Raw genomic sequence first — 16,672 nt, forward strand, 5'->3', positions numbered from 1 at the left:
CTTTATTAAGGCACAATCTTAAGAGAACTTCTTATCAATTCTCCATAATGAAGTAATCTTTAAATTGTGCTATTTTTCAAAACTAAAAATCATTAGGAAGTAATCGATTTATTGAAACAATGTTGTATGTTATTCTTGGGGTAGCCAGTACTGGGGCTCTTTAGTACAATCCACTTAACTTTTAAGAATATCAACTATCCTTTTTTGAGGATCGGAATCTAGTTCACATTTTGGAGAATTTCTTGATAATTCCCCCTTTAAAAGTATAATCATCAACGATACGATTGTTTGCATTCGTTATCAGAGAATAGAGAAATTGAAAGGTAATAATTTCAATAATTCCACAAAACTCTGAGGTGCGCATTCAATTAAATAAAGAAATTTTCTTGAAATATCAAATAAGTCTTAATTACTATATGTATTTTTAATAGGCATAAAGAACCATCTTCATTATTTACTTTCCCAAGTGAGTATGTTAAAATTTGCCTAACGCATATTTTGGGATTTTGCGCAGACTAGTTCTTATAATGGATTTAGAAGCTTTCTTTTATGTGTAGTTTATAAAATATATGAGAGGGTGAAAATTATGTTGAATGATACTTTTTTAATATACACTGAATTATTCTCCAGATTATACCACGATAAAAAGTTAATATTTAAATCTTCTAAAGATAGAATATCTTTTCGCCCAAAAGTAGATGTTGAGGAAGAACTTAAAAAGATAGATTCAAACTTAACAGAAGAAGAATTTATTGATGTAGGATTTAAAATAGCTAAAGTATCATTTGATTTAAGTGTAGGAAAAGTTCCTGATGATGTAGATGACAAAGAACTAGAAATTATCAAAAAAAAATTTTTGAGAGATCAAAACACTTTAGATTACTTGAGGATACACTTTATAAGTTTTAATAATACTTTTGATGAATTAGATTTTGAAATTGCTACTCAAAGAAATAAAAATGATCCTAATGATATTTTGGGTAATAGTCTACTATTAAATCTTTATTATAATAAGCCAAATACAGAACTTTCAACTGAAAATCTAATAATTGAAATCACAAAACAAGAACTATCAGAACTTATTGAAAAGCTACAAAGTGCTCTAGAAGATATGAATAAAATTAATAGTGAGGAGGAGAACTATGATAGTAACTGAAGAAAAAGGGATACGTAGTACATTGAGAACTGGATGGACTAAAGAAAGAAAAGAATTTCAATCATTCACTTTACCTTTAGGATTAAAACAGTCTACAGTTTCAGCAGGCATAAATCCACCGATTCCCGGATATGATATATATAAACAAAATCGGGAACGAGTGATGAGTAGTATGGATATATTAAATTATTATAATAATGTATCTTCAAAACACGAGAGTGTTTCCATGAATAAAGATACAGTTGGAGGGATGCCTGTAATTAAAGGCACTCGCATCCCAGTATCTTTAATAATTTCTTGTTTTAGTGATGGAATGAGCATTGAGGAAATATGCGAAGACTATGACCTTGAAAATGAAAAGATTAAAAAGTCTTTAGAATTTGTTGTAGAAGTTCTAGATAGACCTTTTCATGAGGATATATAATGAAATTATTTTTAGATGAGAATATAACAAAAAAGGCTCAAGAAATTTTTGAAAATTTAGGATTTGATGTAGTAAGTGTGTTTTCATTAGAACAAAGAGGAATTTCTGATCAACAGGTCTTTTTTCTTGCTCAACAACAAAGTCGTATATTAATTACACATAATGGAAAGGATTTTGTAATACAAATTCCACCAAAAGTAAGTAACGTTTCACATGAAGGTCTTATATGGTTGAAATGTCAGTTGAGAAAATCCAATTCTTCACCTATATGTAATCGTATTGGTGTTTTTCTAAAAGATAAAAAAAATATTAAAAATACAATTTGGGAACTTACAAACACTCATGATTTTAATCAGATACATTAAATTCATTATACTTACATTATTACGATGACACTTTCATCTTGAAAATCTCTAAGTACCAACTACTTTCCTTGCATAATTAGCAAAAAAATATCAACTAATATTAAACATTAAGGATCTTTTTCTTAGATAGAATAAGCGAAAGATCCTTCTATATTATTTTTTTTATAATATCTTACGTACGCAAAGTCTTTCGTATATTCTCATTCCGTATTCAAGTAGTGATATTTCCAAGAGCATGACTTTAGATTTTGTTCTAGTCTATTCATTCCTTGTATTCAATAGTCGATTTAAATATGAATTTTCTTGAATTTTACCATCGACCTTATTCATTTCATGTATTTTCATCCGCACTTTTACTTGAATTTCGTTTACATGAGTGTGGTTAATGATTCCTTAACTCATTTACAGACTGTTTCATTTTCTTATTGAAATCAAAAACATCCATTATATAGAAAATATGATTTCCCATTTCTAACTTTTTTCTGTTTTTTTTGCAAATATTTAATAACAACGAAAGAGTTACGCTGCCAAATTTTCTTCATTCACCTCGTAAGGCTTGCCCTCGTTTCTTTTTTTGTCATAGTATTCTCGTATTTTCTGGTTGCTACTTGTCCAGATTCCACATTGCACTGCTAAATATAAGGAACGTCGAAGCCTCTTGGAACCTCGTTTTGTGATCCTTGTGTTGGTTGCTGTAAATTTTCCTGAACTGAAAATTCCGGGATCCAGACCTGCGAAAGCTACGAGCTGTTTGGCATTGCTAAATTGGTTCACGTCTCCGATCTCTGCTACAATGACTGCAGCCAGCTTAGTCCTAATCCCTGGGATGCTTTTCACCAGCTCCACTTCAGGCAGACTTATCGAAATTTCCTCCATTTGTTTTTCCAGTTCGTTTAACTGCCCGCCTATCGCCAGCAACAATGAAATCATTCCAGCCAGCGTGATCCGTTGAGATCGACTGTTGGGCTGTTCTTTCCAGGGCAGAAGCGCCTCTTTGCCTTTTCTTCCACCCACCGTCTGGAACGTGCTTTTCCTGCACTCTTTTCCATCGTCTTATCCCAATCCTGCGTATGATCTTCCAAACAACAGGCAAGTACTTTTAACGAGGTCACAGAGAACAGATTATAAAATATCTGCTCATAAGCCGGGAAGACCTGCTCCAGCAATGCTCGACTGTTTAACTTGGCTTGAACAAAGAGTCCAGTGACAAACTCATGTTGCCTTGTGACATGCTGAAGCTCCGTAAACGTCTCGTTCCATGTTCGATGGGGCTTCACATCTCTGCGGTAGTACATCTTTGCCAAATGCCAAGCATCTGCTGCGTCCGTTTTTACCTTTCTTAATTGCGTTGCTTTGGCCCGTTTGGATTGTAGTGGATTGACGATATAGCACTTCTAACCACTTCGCTCCAGATACGAGACTAACGATCAGTGGTACTCGCCTGTTGCTTCCAGTACCACAACCGAAGCTAAACCAGCGCTGCATTGAAGCTCGCTCACGCTCTCTCCCAATCGTTCGAAACCATACTGCTCATGTAAGATAGATTCCCTTTTTCCATAAGGCTCGTTTTGCTTCATAAATGCCTGCACGACGCTTGATCCTTTAGCCACATCAACTCCGATGACAGGTCCCATGTCTTCACTCCTTATCTCTTATTTCGCCGGCCTTTCCACGATGGTTCCAACTTTGCTTGTGATGCCTCTACCAGCTCAAACATGGTCTTTTGGAGGTCGTAGGAGAACTGTTTTTTTGACGGGGTCTTCGCCCCTAAGAGCATCACGTTCTCCCAGCTTCCCCCATCATAAAACAACCACAAAAAAAGGCCAACCAGAAGATTCTGGCTAACCTGATAATACGAAGAGCATCTTTCCAAGCAATCCTTCTAAAATTGCTTACTTATCCTCTAAAAACTGTCCTCAAATAGACCTTTCGCACACAAAACTAGAGGCAAATGCTACTATAGATTTCTATGTTCTTTCCCTTTCTTTCATTACAATCTTCCTCTCTAAAATATATGAGAAAATGATCTAAAAGGCTGGTACACCATCGTGCCGATTAAAGCTTTCACGCTGTCATGCTCCCAGAAGCCGAAATCATTATTGACATAAAGGGCGTTATTTTTTCGATAAAAAATTTCTGAGTCGCTAAACGTCAAAAGGGCATCCGAGCCCACCGTTTCGAGAAGGCTGAACACCATTTGGAGCATCAGCTCGCAAGCCTCCGGCTCTGTATCGTACGAATTGTAAAGCTTAAAGCTCACATGCTGCTGGTATACGAATTCATCCTCCAAATAGTCAGAGTCCCATCCAAATGACATATCGAGCGTATCGACTATGGTCACCGAAAATCCGATTCTTTCATTAAACTCATCGATTCGAAATCCATTGGTTAGCGGAACCAGCTGCTCGGCTACAAAGCCCAATTGCTTTAAAACCTTTGTTACCATCGACTGTGTCAACAACCGCTCCTCAAACATTAAGGAATATTGCAGTGCCATAAATTCCCCTCCGCTTTATTGATATCAGCATCCTATATGCATCATATCAAATAGCTCTGAACGGATTCTGACCGAAGCACTTCAATAGGAAAAAGTTTCTTTTGCCAGCGTACCTGTTGTTGACGCTTCCCTTATTCTCCTTTACTATAGAAAATAGTGGATTGATAATGATTTTCATTATAATTGGAGGCTTGTTCAAATGTCAGAATCCTTGGAATTATTTGATGTAACGATTATTGGTGGAGGCCCTGCGGGCATGTACACTGCTTTCTATAGCGGAATGCGCGATTTGAAAACTAAGCTGATTGAAGCTCAAAATGAGCTTGGCGGCTTTCTGCACACGTACCCGGAGAAAATGATTTGGGACGTCGGCGGCATTCCACCGATGCGCTGTGACAAGCTGATTGCCTGGCTGGAGCAGCAGGCGCGCACATTTGGCCCCACTCTCGTGTTCAACCAAAAAATCGTTGGAGTGGTAAAACAAGAGGACGGGAATTTCCTGCTTACCTCGACAACTGGCGAGAAGCATCTATCGCGTACGGTCATCGTGACCGTAGGCCGAGGCATTACGCAAATTCAGAAGCTTGATATTCAGGGCGCTGACCGCTATGAGGTAACGAATCTGCATTACACCATTCAAGAGCTGATATCGTTCCGCGGCAAAAGAGTGCTAATCTCCGGCGGCGGCAATTCCGCAGTCGATTGGGCGAATGAGCTTACGGGCATCGGGGCAGAGGTTATCGTTATTCACCGCCGCGATCAGTTCAAAGCGATGGAGAAGCATGTCGCGGATATGATGGCAACCGCCGATGTGCGTACGCCTTATTTCGTCAGCCAGCTGAACGGGCAAGGCGAGACGATTCACAGTGTTACGATTACTAACGCCGAGACGGGCGAAACGGAGGTGCTCGATGTGGATGCGGTAGTCGTCAACCATGGCTATACGAGCGACTACGGCCCGATTGCAGAATGGGGCATTGAGCTGGGTGAGTGGGCGATCAACGTCAGCAACCGTCTGGCGACGAATGTACCGGGCATTTTCGCTGCTGGCGACTGCGTGCATTACGACAGCAAGGTAAGACTGATTGCCGGAACGTTTACCGATGCCGTGCTTGCCCTGAACAGCGCCAAGCTATACATGGAGCCGGAAGCGGATCATTACGCCTACGTTTCCTCCCATAATGTACGCTTCAAGGAACGTAATAAACAGCTGCATATCGCATCTCTTAAATCGTAAGGCTAGTCCATAGCATAAACTAATTCTTATTGTTGCTAAGCCCCTGTCCGGCTTTATAACCGGATAGGGGCTTTTGTGCATACACGTCTGCCTTCGGCTTATTAAATGATTAGGAGAGCCACTCTAGAAACTCAAGGCGGTTTCCAAAAGGATCGTTTAAGTAGAAGCGTTTAACGCCTTCATCTGCCCTAGCCTCGTCGTCGATCACTTGGATGTGGTGCTGAAGCAAATGCTCGCGCAATTCCTCTAGGCTCTGTACGTGGAAGGCAGGATGGGCTTTCGTTGCTGGGACAAAATCCTGCTGCACGCCAATGTGCACTTGATGGATGCCGCATTGAAACCAGACCCCGCCGCGTTTTTTCAGCATTTCCGGCTTTGGAATTTCCGTCCAACCTAATATACCGTTAAAAAAGCTTCTTGCCGCTGTTTCACAGCCTTCCGGGGCTGCAAGCTGAATATGGTCAATGCCATAAAAATGATATGCCATGTACTTCGCCTCCTGTTTCATATAGTGAAACATAGTTTCATTTTATAAATCTATTTTAATGCTATTTCCAATACAAATCCAGCCTTTTCCACTTTGATGCGGTAAACTAAACTAGCATAATCATGCTTCCAATCAGCTTAGATCCATACAGCAAGCTGAAACGCGCCGTCCTCTGACGGCGCGTTTCAGTCCGAGAAATATAGGAAAGGACGGAAAAAGCATATCCTTTCCTATATTTCAAAAAAAGTCCGTTACGGCTGATTACGCCATAACGGACTTCTCTATATGTGTCGTTCCTATTTTGCGAAGCTATGATTGCCAATCGTCGTAATGACTTCCAGGCTGTCCCAGAAGGCGCCTTTGGACACATTGGGATTAAAGAAGTAGATTGCATTTTTCACGTTGTTTTTGCCATTCAGCGCTTCCTTAGCTGCGCGCAGGGAGCCTTCATTTGGCTTGCTTTTATCAAGGAGTCCATTGTGAGCTGGCGGGAACTGTCTGCCCGAATAAATCACTTCACGAATCGTGCTTGGAAAACGGGAGTCCTTCACTCTGTTCAATATGACGTTCGCTAAGGCAAGCTGCCCTTGATAAGACTCATAACCGGATTCAACCATTGTAATCTTGGCAAGCAGCGTCAAGTCCGCTTCTGTAAACGGGTCAGCCGCATGATCAAAGATCGAAGGAATGATCACTTTAAGCTTCGTACCCGCTTTAAGCTTCGCCTTGCTATCCAGCCCGTTGCGCTTAAGAAGCTCCGACTTGCTGCTGCTCGTTTCCTTGCTAATCTCGTCAATACCGTATTTATCCGTTATTACTGCGGGCTTCACTGTAGCAAGCTCAATATCGCCTGATCCCGCATTTACTTGCAGATCAGCATGCAGCATTTCTGCTAATTGGCGCAGGGACGCATACAGTCTGCCTTCCTTGAACACGGGAGCCGCATCCATTACATACCGCTCATCGTTGAAATAGACAACGGGCACTCCGTTTCCGAGGACGATTTTATCATTCACTGCCGTATGTATCGTTACTTCCTCATTGTCACTATCCCAGCTCGACTTGGCACTGAACAGTTCAGCGATGCGAGCTACAGGCACATACAATCTTCCATCCAGTATAAACGTAGAATCATTCAGCACTACTTGCTTGCCGTCGAGTTTAATCTTCGCGTCATCCGCAGCCGAAGCGCTTGCCAAGGGCCCGATGCATAGCAGAAGCATTCCCAAAACCATAGCGAATATTAGCCGTTTAACCGGCCTGCTTTCTCTAATCATACGTACCTCCCAGAATATTGTGGTCGTATTTCACTTGAAGCAATAACAGCAAACCGCTGCAGCGCCTCACCATAAAACACGCCCTAGCTGGAGCAATCTCCCAGCATTCTTTCTCTGGGCAAAATTATAACACAGCTAAATAGGTCTGTAGGATTAACATTTTCACAGAATTAATAAGAAGCTTGTTCCACCCACTACTCTAAAACGTACAGCGGAAGCGTGAAATAGAAGGTGCTTCCTACTCCCAGCGTGCTCTCCACATGAATTTCTCCCTCATGATAGTGGATGATTTCTTTGGCAATCGCAAGACCGATTCCACTCCCCTGAACCGCCTGCCGATCATGCCTTTCTCTAAAGAAGCGGTCAAATACAAATGGCAGCGACTCCTTCTGCATGCCTGCCCCATTATCCTGAACACGTATCGTGAGCTGACCGACGGAATCGTCATCTCCTGCCCATTCTTCGATTGCACAATGAATACGAATCTGCCCTTCGGCCCCTGTGTGCTGAATCGCATTAAACACGAGGTTGGTCAGCACCTGCGTAATTCGGTCCATATCCACAACGACATGGTATTCGGCGAGCTTAGCTGAATCAAATGCCAGCTGAAAATCATAATGCAGTCCGGCGCGCACAACATCGAGCATGAATTTATCCTCGATTTTGGCGACCAGCTCCTGAAGCGTCATCATGAGAAAGATCATTTCGGATTTGCCCGATTCTAGCCGCGACAGCTCAAATAAATCATGGATCAAACGGTTTAGGCCAAGCGCTTTGACGAGCACCATTTGCAAGTACCTTTTTTTATCCGCTTCCTGCTCCACAAGCCCGGATACAATCGCTTCTACATAGCCTTGAATCGCCGTCATCGGCGTACGCAGCTCATGGGAAATATCGCTGAGCAGACGCCTGCGGGACAGCTCAAGCCGGCTTAAATCTTTGTTTTTCCGCTCCAATTCCACCGTTCGCTCATGAATGCGATGTTCCAGATTCGTATTCAGCTCGGAAAGCTGCTCGTTCAACTCCGCAAGCTGCTGCGCATTGAGGCTTACTTCCTGAACGGACCTTTTTAACAGCAGCAGCGTTCGGACACGGCTTACGAGCTCATTGCGGCCAATCGGCTTCGAGATATAATCATTCGCTCCAGCGCTAAAGCAGGCCATAATCGTATGATCCCTGCTGCTTGCCGTCATAATCAATATGGGCAGCTCGATTAAGTTGTATTTTTCTCTAATCAGGCCGCATAGCTCATAGCCGGACATGCCGACCATCATCAAATCGGCAATAACCAAATCCATTTCATGCAGCTCATCCATACGCTCCAGCACCTCAGCACCACTGGTAGCAGACTCGAATACACAGTTCAACGGCGCCAGCTGTTGAATAACGACCTGCAAATTCACGGGTTCATCGTCCACAATGAGCACGCGATAAGGCCGCTGTGAAGATATGGGCAGCTCTGAACTGCCTCTATTCCCTGTACCTGCGTGGGCGGCCACTGCTGTCTGTTCTTTTTCAACAGCGATGAGCTCATGCCCATTCAACCGCTCCTGTTGCTGTTCAAGCAGCGATACCGGCAGGCCCTTAACCCCCAGATGACGGATGGTAAAGCTAAACAATGAGCCTTGACCAACCTTCGACCATACCGTAATTTCTCCACCATGCAATTCAACAAGCTGCTTCGTAATTTTCAGGCCCAGCCCCGTGCCCGTATCATCAATCGATTCAAGCTTCTCAAACGGGTTGAAAATCACTTCGAACTTGTCCTCAGCTATGCCGATTCCCGTATCCTCCACATGTATTTCCACATAGTCGCGGAAATGCTGCGCGGTTATCGTCACATGCCCGGAAGGCGTATATTTGATCGCATTACCTATTAAATTAAACAAAATTTGCTGCAGCCGATTCTCATCGGCAAAAATAGGTGGAAAATCGGAGCGGATATGATTGCGCAGCTCTAAATTTCTGCCGGTTACGAGCGGCTTGACGACCGTAAGCACCACCTGTGCCAGCTGGTACAAATCGATTTTCGTTAGATGAAGGCGCATATCATTATTTTTTAATAGAGCATAGTCCAATATATCATTAATTAAATAGGACATGCGCTGACCGCTCGATACAATCATGTTCAAATGCACACGCTGGCTGTCTTCTATCCGATCATGCATGCTGTGAAGCAGCGACTGCGCCAGCCCAATAATGCCGTTCAGCGGCGTACGCAGCTCGTGAGAGGTGTTAGCCAAAAACTCATCCTTTACCTTATCCAGATCAAGCAAGCGCGCAGATAAGCGCTCATTCGTTTTAATGGCATTGGAAAATTTGATCGACACAATAATGGATAAGCAAATAATTAAAAACAGCAGCCCATATGGAAAATAGATGCCCGTTCGAATCGTGTCATTGCTCATCAAAATATCATTGACGACCGTTATAAAAAAGACAACGGTGCCCATCAGCATTAAATTTGCGCCTGACAGCCGTCTAATGGCAGCCTTGAATACATATTGAATGAGCACAAAACCAATCACGATCGCATAGGCCTGCATCACCATGGCCAGCTTCGTAAACACTTGAACCGGCGTCACAACAATGAACAAGGTCAGCAGCCCGCCTGGAATCCACAGTATATTTCGCATCCGTTTTGTCACTTGGCCCGGAAAGCTGTAATAGAAAAACAGCACAAATAGCGGGGCGCTCCCGAGAAAGCCCAAATATTCGATTTTCACTAAGACATTATCGTTTAGGCTTTGAATTAATACCGATAGCGTGTATTGGGATTGGGAGCTGTTTTTCATAGCCAGCACTACACAAATAAGGCCAAAAAATAAAGATTCCCAATTTTTACGCAAGAGGATAAATAAAACGATGTGGTAAAGCCCCATAATGAGCATGCAGCCAATCAACATACTCTCAAATACGAGCTTCTTTTTCATATATTGATCCAGGCTGTCGTATTCCCCTAAAGTTAAAGGAGCAAACAAGCCTGCTTTTCGCTGGGTGTAGTTGGACACTTGAATGACAATGTCTGCCTGTGTCTGACCTGCTTCCAAGCGAATCAGGGACGGCATCATATAAGGTATCGACTCCGTCTCGCTGCGGCCTACAACTCCGCTCTCAGAAACGAGCTTCCCATTGATCCACATGCGGTGGGCCGTTGTTATCCCTTTTGCCACAAGGCCCAGCTCGGTTTCCGCCTCTGGCAATTGTACAACAAGATGATAGGTGGCGTAGCCCTTGCTTGAATGCTTTTGTCCATCAGCCTCATGCTGGCTCCATGAGCTTGGCACTTTTATATACCCCGCCTGCCCTGCGCTCCCCGCTGTAAAATCATCAGGCTCCAGCAGCTGATTCCAGTAAAATTCCCATTCGCCGTCCAGCGAGCTGCCAGTGCCAGCAATTTGATCCTGGGCTGTAATGGACAGCTTCCCCCTGCTCGCTTCAGGTTTATCCTTATCTAGTGCAGAATTAAACGTCATTAGTATAATGAATATAAATGAAGCTAGTGCTATCGGAACGAAATAGTAGAGGAAAGGCACACGTTTCTTCATGGAAGCTTCACCGCTGATTACCCCTTTTTTCACAATAAAATTGCCGGAGCAATAGCACCCGCCTCTGCATCATAACATAGCTTTTTTTTAAATATAAGAATCTATAAGTTTCATAGTTATAATGGGCTTATATTTCTACGCGAAACGATAGCTTTGCCGTCAGAGGACGGCTTTCGGCCGTTTACGCTTAAATATCATAGTTTTCAAGCCTTTTTTGAATTTCCTTCTTCTCCATATGGAGATAGGTATTCATCCACTGGTGGAGATGGTAGCGCTTTGGATCAACGGCTATGGCGATGTCATCATCGTGATCGTCCAATTGCACGAATTGCAGCTGAAGCGAATACGACGGATATTTTTTCAAATAACGCGAAATTTCAAAAGCATCATAAACGGCGGCCAGCACATCCCCCTGCCGCACGCCATCAAACAGCTGAGCCGAGTTTGGATAGCCCACCTGATTTTGATTCGGGAACAGCTCACGCGCAAAGCCCGCATAGGAGGTGCCCGCTACAATGCCAATCCGTTCTCCTCGCCCTTGGATGAGCGCTAGCGGATCAACGTCATCTCCTTTTTCGCCAATGGCTGCAAGCTGCAATCGGTTAATCAATAGCGCTTGTTTCAAATTCAAATAAGCATCGGAAAATAAAACCCGCTTCGCCCGTTCCAAGGTCATGCTCAGCTTGGAAACCCCGATATCCACCTCTCCAGTAGATACTTGATTAATCACTTCATTAAAGGAAGCTGCTGTACGGATAAATTCGGCTTGTACGCCAAGCTTAAGAGCGATGTCATTTGCAAGATCAACATCGCTTCCGCGGAGCACTCCCTGATCATCTGCATAGAAAAACGGATAGCGATCCTCCTGATAGAGGGCTACCCGCAGCTTGCCTCTGCTCAAAATGTCCCGAATATCCTCCGGATAAGTCTTTAATTGCTCCTCTGTATAAACGGGTAGCTCCACTTTATCAGCCGGAGCGGCAGAGCTTGCGGGAATTGGACTAGTGACGGCTGGGCTTGCCGCATGAGCTTGCTTTTCTGGTGCCAATTGATGTGCCTGTTGTGTCATGCTTGCACATGATGTCGTAAAAATGCCTATTACCAACACCAAAAGCAAGCAGAAGGCCAAGCGATCGTATTTGCCGATCATTGCTGGCCATCCTCCCCTCCATGCGAAACTTGAGTTTTGCGAAAGCATACTGCGCATACGGTCATGTCATACACAGCGATACGAACATAGCATAGCTTGCAGCGCGGAATAGAGACGGTTGCCAAGCCTCCAACAACCTCTTCCAGCTCTTCTTCCAACAGCTCACCGGCTTGCCCATTTTCCTTTTTCTGATCGTTATCAGCCTGCTGGTATCCCATATGCCCCGCCTCTTTCAAAGGTTACCTTAAGCCTTAAGCCGCGTCCTCATGCCCCTGCTAGAGAACAGACTGAATACCGTAACCCCATGTCGTATTTTGACCGCTCATGCCATGACCATAATCAAGAAGCAGACCGAGCCCGTGGACGAGCTCTTCCAATTCCGGCACTGGCGGTTTTAATGCATAAATATCAAACGGCTTGCGGTTATTTCGGCCAACAGCCACATTTTTCTCCAATCGAAAATACCCAAATGTCAGCGCATTTACACTGACGCGGAACGGGGACAGCTCCTTAGCGAAGCTTTTGACAAAGGCCAGCGCTCCTTGGTTATACACTGGAGATGAAGGGAAGCCATCATAATGCAGCGAATCGGCCAACATCGGCACGATGATCTGCCCCCGCTGCTTACGCGCCATCACACTCCCTGCCGCCCGGCTGTATACAAATAGCTCGCTTAGAAGGCTGTAGCTTTTCAAAGCGAACTCGGCAGGATCATGCTGCAGCGCCTCCAGCTCGTCCACCCAATCATGGCCATGAATATACAGGTCAAGCCCTTGCATCTGCTCGGCAATGCCCGCTATCACAGACTCCACTGCTTTCATTTGAACGTCTGGCGCAACGATCGTTTGAATTTGTTCCTGCCACTGCGGCGGCACATCTACCCTAAACTGCTCCGCCTGTTCAGCTATCTGGAAGCTCGCCGTGACCCGGATGCCCCGCTGCAGCAAATATAGCGCCATCGCTGTGCCCGAGGCACTTTCAGCATGATGCAAAAATGCGCTTTTCATCTTCGTTCCCCCTTCTATTACAACCAAGCTTAACGCAAAAAACCACCATCTATTTTCAACGTTTGGCCTGTGTGATAACTAGCCAGAGGCCCCGCCAAATACATAACCGCATCCGCTACCTCCTCGGCTGATCCGAGTCTGCCGGCTGCCGTATGCTTTAAAAAATCCGCCAGTTTCTCTGGGGGAACGCCTTGAGCCATTTCGGTTTCAATTATGCCGGGCGCAATGGCGCTCACTTGAATATTTTTCGAGGCATAAAGCCGGGCATACAGTTTCGTCAAGCCTATAATTGCGCCTTTGGAAGCCGCATAATTCGTCTGGGCTTCCCGGCCGTAGATGCCGCTGACGGACACCATATTAATAATGGCGCCCTTCCCAAGGCGCAGCATATAGCTGACCGCCTCCTGAGAACAGTAACATGTGCCGATAAAATTTGTAGCCAGCACCTCATTCCACTGCTGCTCTTCCATAAATAGCGCCATCTGATCATTCGTGCGGCCTGCATTGTTGACCAGCACATCGAGACGTCCATACGTTTCGAATACCTGCTTCATCACATTGGCTACAAAATCTTGATCGCTGACAGAGCCTTTGTACAAGCTAATTCGTCCGCCAGCTTTCTCAGCGTCTCCTTGCAGCTGCTCCGCTGCTTCATCATCCCGCACATAAATGCCGGCAACGACAGCTCCCTCTGCAAGGAATCGCAGGGCGATGGCCCGGCCAATGCCTCGTGTTACGCCCGTAATCAGTATGACGTGATCACGAAAGGTCATGGCCCTTCGGTCCCCTTCTGCTGGCTTGTCATAATCAACTCAGCAATGGACTGGACATTTTTCAAATGAATTTTTAATTCATCTGCCGGAATTTGCTCCACCATTACCCCGTACAATTCCTCCATGCCCACCATTACCTCGAACGCTTCTACCGAATCCAGGCCCAGCCCTTCACCGAATAAAATCATATCGTCCGTGATTTCCTCCGCCGTAATATCCTCAAGCTTAAGCCTGTCAATTAGCAGCTTTTGCTTAATCGTCTGCTTAATGGTGTCCATGTCTAAAATCTGCTCTACGCTCATACGTATGCGCCTCCTTGGATATTAACCTTTTTTAATTTTGAAAATAGTGCTAGATGCAAGCGCCTGTCAATCGTTCCATGCGCTTACAACTGCCGCGCAGTAACTGCCGTTGACCGTCGAGCTTACTGTTAAAACATGCTGAAGCTGGGCCGTTTGCTGCGGCACACTAAGGCGGGCATATGCGCCGCTGGCTATTCCACTTGCGGGAGCTGCACGGCTCACAAGCTCCGCGGCCGCCGCCAAATGCAGCATCGAGCTGTAGGATTCGCCGAAGCCGGCGTATTCATTGAAGCTAATGATTGGCGGCGACTGATCAGCTGCGCTTAATGAGGATAGCGCTTGACGCTCGCCCTCCGTTTCGCCAGGCCTGCCGACCGTATTCAGCAAAATCAGGTCCAGCTGCGCTATAGCAATTCCCGCTTCATTTAATGCTTCCGCTACCGCCCTGCAAAGCGTCGCTTCAAGTTGGGGACCAGCTGCCACTGCTCCAAAAGCAGTGCCAAAGCCGCTTAGTTCGGCATAAATGCCGGAATGCCTTTGCACGGCTTGCTCCGCATCACAAAGCACCATACATACACTGCCCTCCACCATGCGGAAGCGGCTCGCCTGCAAGCCTTTCGCACGGTCAATGTCGCTCGATAGTACTGAGCATTCATCTCCCGCTCCAATGAGGCAGGAGGATAACGTGCGCTCGCGGATTTTGCCTGCTGCATACAGCGCAGCGGTCAGGCCTTCATTGCCTCCCGTGCTGAAGGAGCTGTTGAAGCCCAGAAGCTTCAGCTTCTCCGCTGTCTGCCCGGCAATTGAATTAATGACGGTATGGGGGAAATAGATGCTGCTCGCATATTCCGGCCCTTTTACAAACACCGACTCCAAATATTGGGAAATGCTATCCGTACTGCCCCGGGCTGTGCCAAAAATAAAGCCGAGCTCTTCCTTCTCCTCCTCGGTTATTTGTGCGTCCTCCAGTGCAGCAAGTGCCGCGCCAATCGTATTTTGCGACAGCTGATTCATTCTGCGCTCATATTTGCTTTTGTCATATTCCTTCAAGGAAAAGGAAGAAGCGCCCGATGCTTCTGAGGAGGCGTCCTCTGCAAGCCAACTCACGATGCTTCCCTGATGGATATGGCCGCCGCCAACAGCACCAAGCCCGGTAATGACAACCCGCCGCTTGGCGAGCTGCGCCAGGCTTTCCGTATGCGGCGCCGCGCCTTCGCTCAAGTCAGTACGCAGCACTAATGAAACGTTGTGTCCACCAAAGGCAGCATTATTGCTGACGATATACTTTGGACGCATGGGGCGCATGCTGTGCTGAATGATATCTGCCTCTTCGCAGCCTTCGCGCGCTGTGTCAAAATGCAGCGTTGCTGGCACATAGCCTTGCTTGATCGCATAAAGCGAGGTTACAAGCTCTAGTGCAGCAGCAGTACCTAGGCTGTGCCCGAAATACGCTTTGCTTGAGCTGACCGGAACGGTCAGCTGCTCGCCAAAGCTGCGTTTCAAACCGCTAATTTCAGCGCGGTCATTCGCCTGTGTTCCGGTGCCATGCGCATTCACGTATTCAATTTCCTGTTTGGCAACCTGCGCCAGGCTCAGAGCCATATCTACTGCCCGCTGCATCCCAGCGCCCTCCGGGTGCGGCGCTGTCATATGATGGGCATCATTACTCAGCCCATATGCGCACAGCTCCGCATAAATAGTCGCCCCGCGCGCAACTGCGGCGTCCAGCCGCTCCAGCACGACAAATGCCGCGCCTTCGCCCAGATTCAGGCCAAAGCGGCTGCCAAACGGCGAGGATGGCAGCGGATTAAGCGCCCGGAGTACATTAAATCCGGCATATACACTATGCGACAGCGGATCTGAGCCGCCTGCGAGCATGACATCGGCATATCCCCAGCGAATCATGTCGCTGGCATAGCCGATTGCATTGCCACTAGCGGCACATGCCGTATTTAACGTCGCCACCGGTCCCTGCACGCCCAGCTGCCGTGCAGTATCATCCCCTTGCTGATAAAAAGGATAGTTCGCTGTATTCTCCTCATCCAGCGCCGACAAATCCCACTGCTTCTCCAGCGATAATATGCCGCCGTTGCACGTACCAAGCGACAGCCCAATTCTTGAAGCTGGGATCTGATGCGCAGCGGCATCTCCTCGCGCTATAGCAAGCCCGCTGCTATGGAGTGCCTGCTTGGCAGCCGCAATCGCATATCGCGCACACCAGTCCATCGACTGTTCTGCGGTATCCGCGAAGGCCGCTTCCCGCCACGATTCGTCCAATTGTCCGGCAAGCGAGCTTAACAACGCATCCGTATTGAAGCGAGTGACTTTCCCAATCCCTGTCTCTGACGCAAACATCCGCTCAAAAACGGCCTGTGGCTCATTGCCCAGCGCACACAATACACCTATGCCCGTTACTGCTATACGATGAGCCTGTTCATTGTCCTTCATG

General features: G+C 46.0%; 17 protein-coding genes. 4 read left to right on the forward strand and 13 right to left on the reverse strand.

Annotated features, from left to right (window positions below):
* Nucleotides 1-586: 586 nt before the first annotated feature.
* From ACSR9A_RS27160 to ACSR9A_RS27170, 3 genes are read left to right on the forward strand one after another with little or no spacing between them, the layout of a single operon-like run.
* Entirely contained in the window at nucleotides 587-1,156 is a 570-nt protein-coding gene (locus ACSR9A_RS27160; protein WP_473761171.1) for a hypothetical protein, read from the forward strand.
* Nucleotides 1,143-1,580, forward strand: coding sequence for a DUF433 domain-containing protein (locus tag ACSR9A_RS27165; protein ID WP_473761172.1), 438 nt, complete (start codon nucleotides 1,143-1,145; stop codon nucleotides 1,578-1,580). Before ACSR9A_RS27160 ends, ACSR9A_RS27165 begins: the two co-directional genes overlap by 14 nt.
* Entirely contained in the window at nucleotides 1,580-1,945 is a 366-nt protein-coding gene (locus ACSR9A_RS27170) for a DUF5615 family PIN-like protein (protein ID WP_473761174.1), read from the forward strand. The genes ACSR9A_RS27165 and ACSR9A_RS27170 overlap by 1 nt, the downstream gene beginning before the upstream one ends.
* A 519-nt stretch (nucleotides 1,946-2,464) precedes the next feature.
* Here ACSR9A_RS27170 and ACSR9A_RS27175 read toward each other — a convergent pair.
* The 4 genes from ACSR9A_RS27175 to ACSR9A_RS27190 all read right to left on the reverse strand — a co-directional run bounded on the left by ACSR9A_RS27175 (nucleotide 2,465) and on the right by ACSR9A_RS27190 (nucleotide 4,442).
* Nucleotides 2,465-2,959, reverse strand: a complete 495-nt coding sequence (locus ACSR9A_RS27175) for a transposase (RefSeq protein ID WP_473761175.1) — start codon at nucleotides 2,957-2,959, stop codon at nucleotides 2,465-2,467.
* Complete coding sequence (locus tag ACSR9A_RS27180; protein ID WP_473761271.1) at nucleotides 2,872-3,330, reverse strand: IS110 family transposase; 459 nt, start codon at nucleotides 3,328-3,330, stop codon at nucleotides 2,872-2,874. The genes ACSR9A_RS27175 and ACSR9A_RS27180 overlap by 88 nt, the downstream gene beginning before the upstream one ends.
* A gap of 42 nt (nucleotides 3,331-3,372) precedes the next feature.
* Nucleotides 3,373-3,579: a hypothetical protein gene (locus ACSR9A_RS27185; protein WP_473761176.1), complete on the reverse strand. Its 207-nt coding sequence runs from the start codon at nucleotides 3,577-3,579 to the stop codon at nucleotides 3,373-3,375.
* A 371-nt stretch (nucleotides 3,580-3,950) separates the two neighbouring features.
* Nucleotides 3,951-4,442, reverse strand: a complete 492-nt coding sequence (locus ACSR9A_RS27190; protein WP_473761178.1) for a SitI3 family protein — start codon at nucleotides 4,440-4,442, stop codon at nucleotides 3,951-3,953.
* 199 nt (nucleotides 4,443-4,641) lie between these two features.
* Between ACSR9A_RS27190 and ACSR9A_RS27195 the strand changes: the two genes are divergently transcribed.
* Nucleotides 4,642-5,679 (forward strand): NAD(P)/FAD-dependent oxidoreductase, encoded by a 1,038-nt coding sequence (locus ACSR9A_RS27195; RefSeq protein WP_473761179.1) that lies wholly within the window; start codon nucleotides 4,642-4,644, stop codon nucleotides 5,677-5,679.
* Between the two features lie 109 nt (nucleotides 5,680-5,788).
* On the opposite strand, the gene ACSR9A_RS27200 is transcribed toward ACSR9A_RS27195, so the two are convergent.
* The 9 genes from ACSR9A_RS27200 to ACSR9A_RS27240 all read right to left on the reverse strand — a co-directional run bounded on the left by ACSR9A_RS27200 (nucleotide 5,789) and on the right by ACSR9A_RS27240 (nucleotide 16,671).
* Complete coding sequence (locus ACSR9A_RS27200) at nucleotides 5,789-6,166, reverse strand: VOC family protein (RefSeq protein WP_473761180.1); 378 nt, start codon at nucleotides 6,164-6,166, stop codon at nucleotides 5,789-5,791.
* Between the two features lie 296 nt (nucleotides 6,167-6,462).
* The gene (locus tag ACSR9A_RS27205) at nucleotides 6,463-7,443 is read right to left on the reverse strand and encodes a cell wall hydrolase (protein ID WP_473761181.1); all 981 of its coding nucleotides are present in this window, start codon (nucleotides 7,441-7,443) and stop codon (nucleotides 6,463-6,465) included.
* Between the two features lie 194 nt (nucleotides 7,444-7,637).
* Nucleotides 7,638-10,991: an ATP-binding protein gene (locus ACSR9A_RS27210; protein ID WP_473761182.1), complete on the reverse strand. Its 3,354-nt coding sequence runs from the start codon at nucleotides 10,989-10,991 to the stop codon at nucleotides 7,638-7,640.
* 187 nt (nucleotides 10,992-11,178) lie between these two features.
* Nucleotides 11,179-12,141 (reverse strand): ABC transporter substrate-binding protein, encoded by a 963-nt coding sequence (locus ACSR9A_RS27215; RefSeq protein ID WP_473761184.1) that lies wholly within the window; start codon nucleotides 12,139-12,141, stop codon nucleotides 11,179-11,181.
* Nucleotides 12,138-12,359 carry a hypothetical protein gene (locus ACSR9A_RS27220; RefSeq protein WP_341279226.1) on the reverse strand — a complete coding sequence of 74 codons (222 nt, stop codon included), beginning with the start codon at nucleotides 12,357-12,359 and terminating at the stop codon, nucleotides 12,138-12,140. The genes ACSR9A_RS27215 and ACSR9A_RS27220 overlap by 4 nt, the downstream gene beginning before the upstream one ends.
* Nucleotides 12,360-12,416: 57 nt before the next feature.
* Entirely contained in the window at nucleotides 12,417-13,148 is a 732-nt protein-coding gene (locus ACSR9A_RS27225) for an SDR family NAD(P)-dependent oxidoreductase (RefSeq protein WP_473761186.1), read from the reverse strand.
* Between the two features lie 29 nt (nucleotides 13,149-13,177).
* On the reverse strand, nucleotides 13,178-13,921 hold the full coding sequence (locus ACSR9A_RS27230; protein ID WP_473761188.1) for an SDR family NAD(P)-dependent oxidoreductase: 744 nt from the start codon (nucleotides 13,919-13,921) through the stop codon (nucleotides 13,178-13,180).
* The gene (locus ACSR9A_RS27235) at nucleotides 13,918-14,223 is read right to left on the reverse strand and encodes a phosphopantetheine-binding protein (RefSeq protein WP_473761189.1); all 306 of its coding nucleotides are present in this window, start codon (nucleotides 14,221-14,223) and stop codon (nucleotides 13,918-13,920) included. Before ACSR9A_RS27235 ends, ACSR9A_RS27230 begins: the two co-directional genes overlap by 4 nt.
* 66 nt (nucleotides 14,224-14,289) lie before the next feature.
* A complete protein-coding gene (locus ACSR9A_RS27240) occupies nucleotides 14,290-16,671 on the reverse strand; it encodes a beta-ketoacyl synthase N-terminal-like domain-containing protein (protein ID WP_473761190.1) in 2,382 nt (793 codons plus the stop codon).
* Nucleotide 16,672 lies beyond the last annotated feature (1 nt).

Source organism: Paenibacillus sp. R-74696 (genome assembly GCF_055814915.1).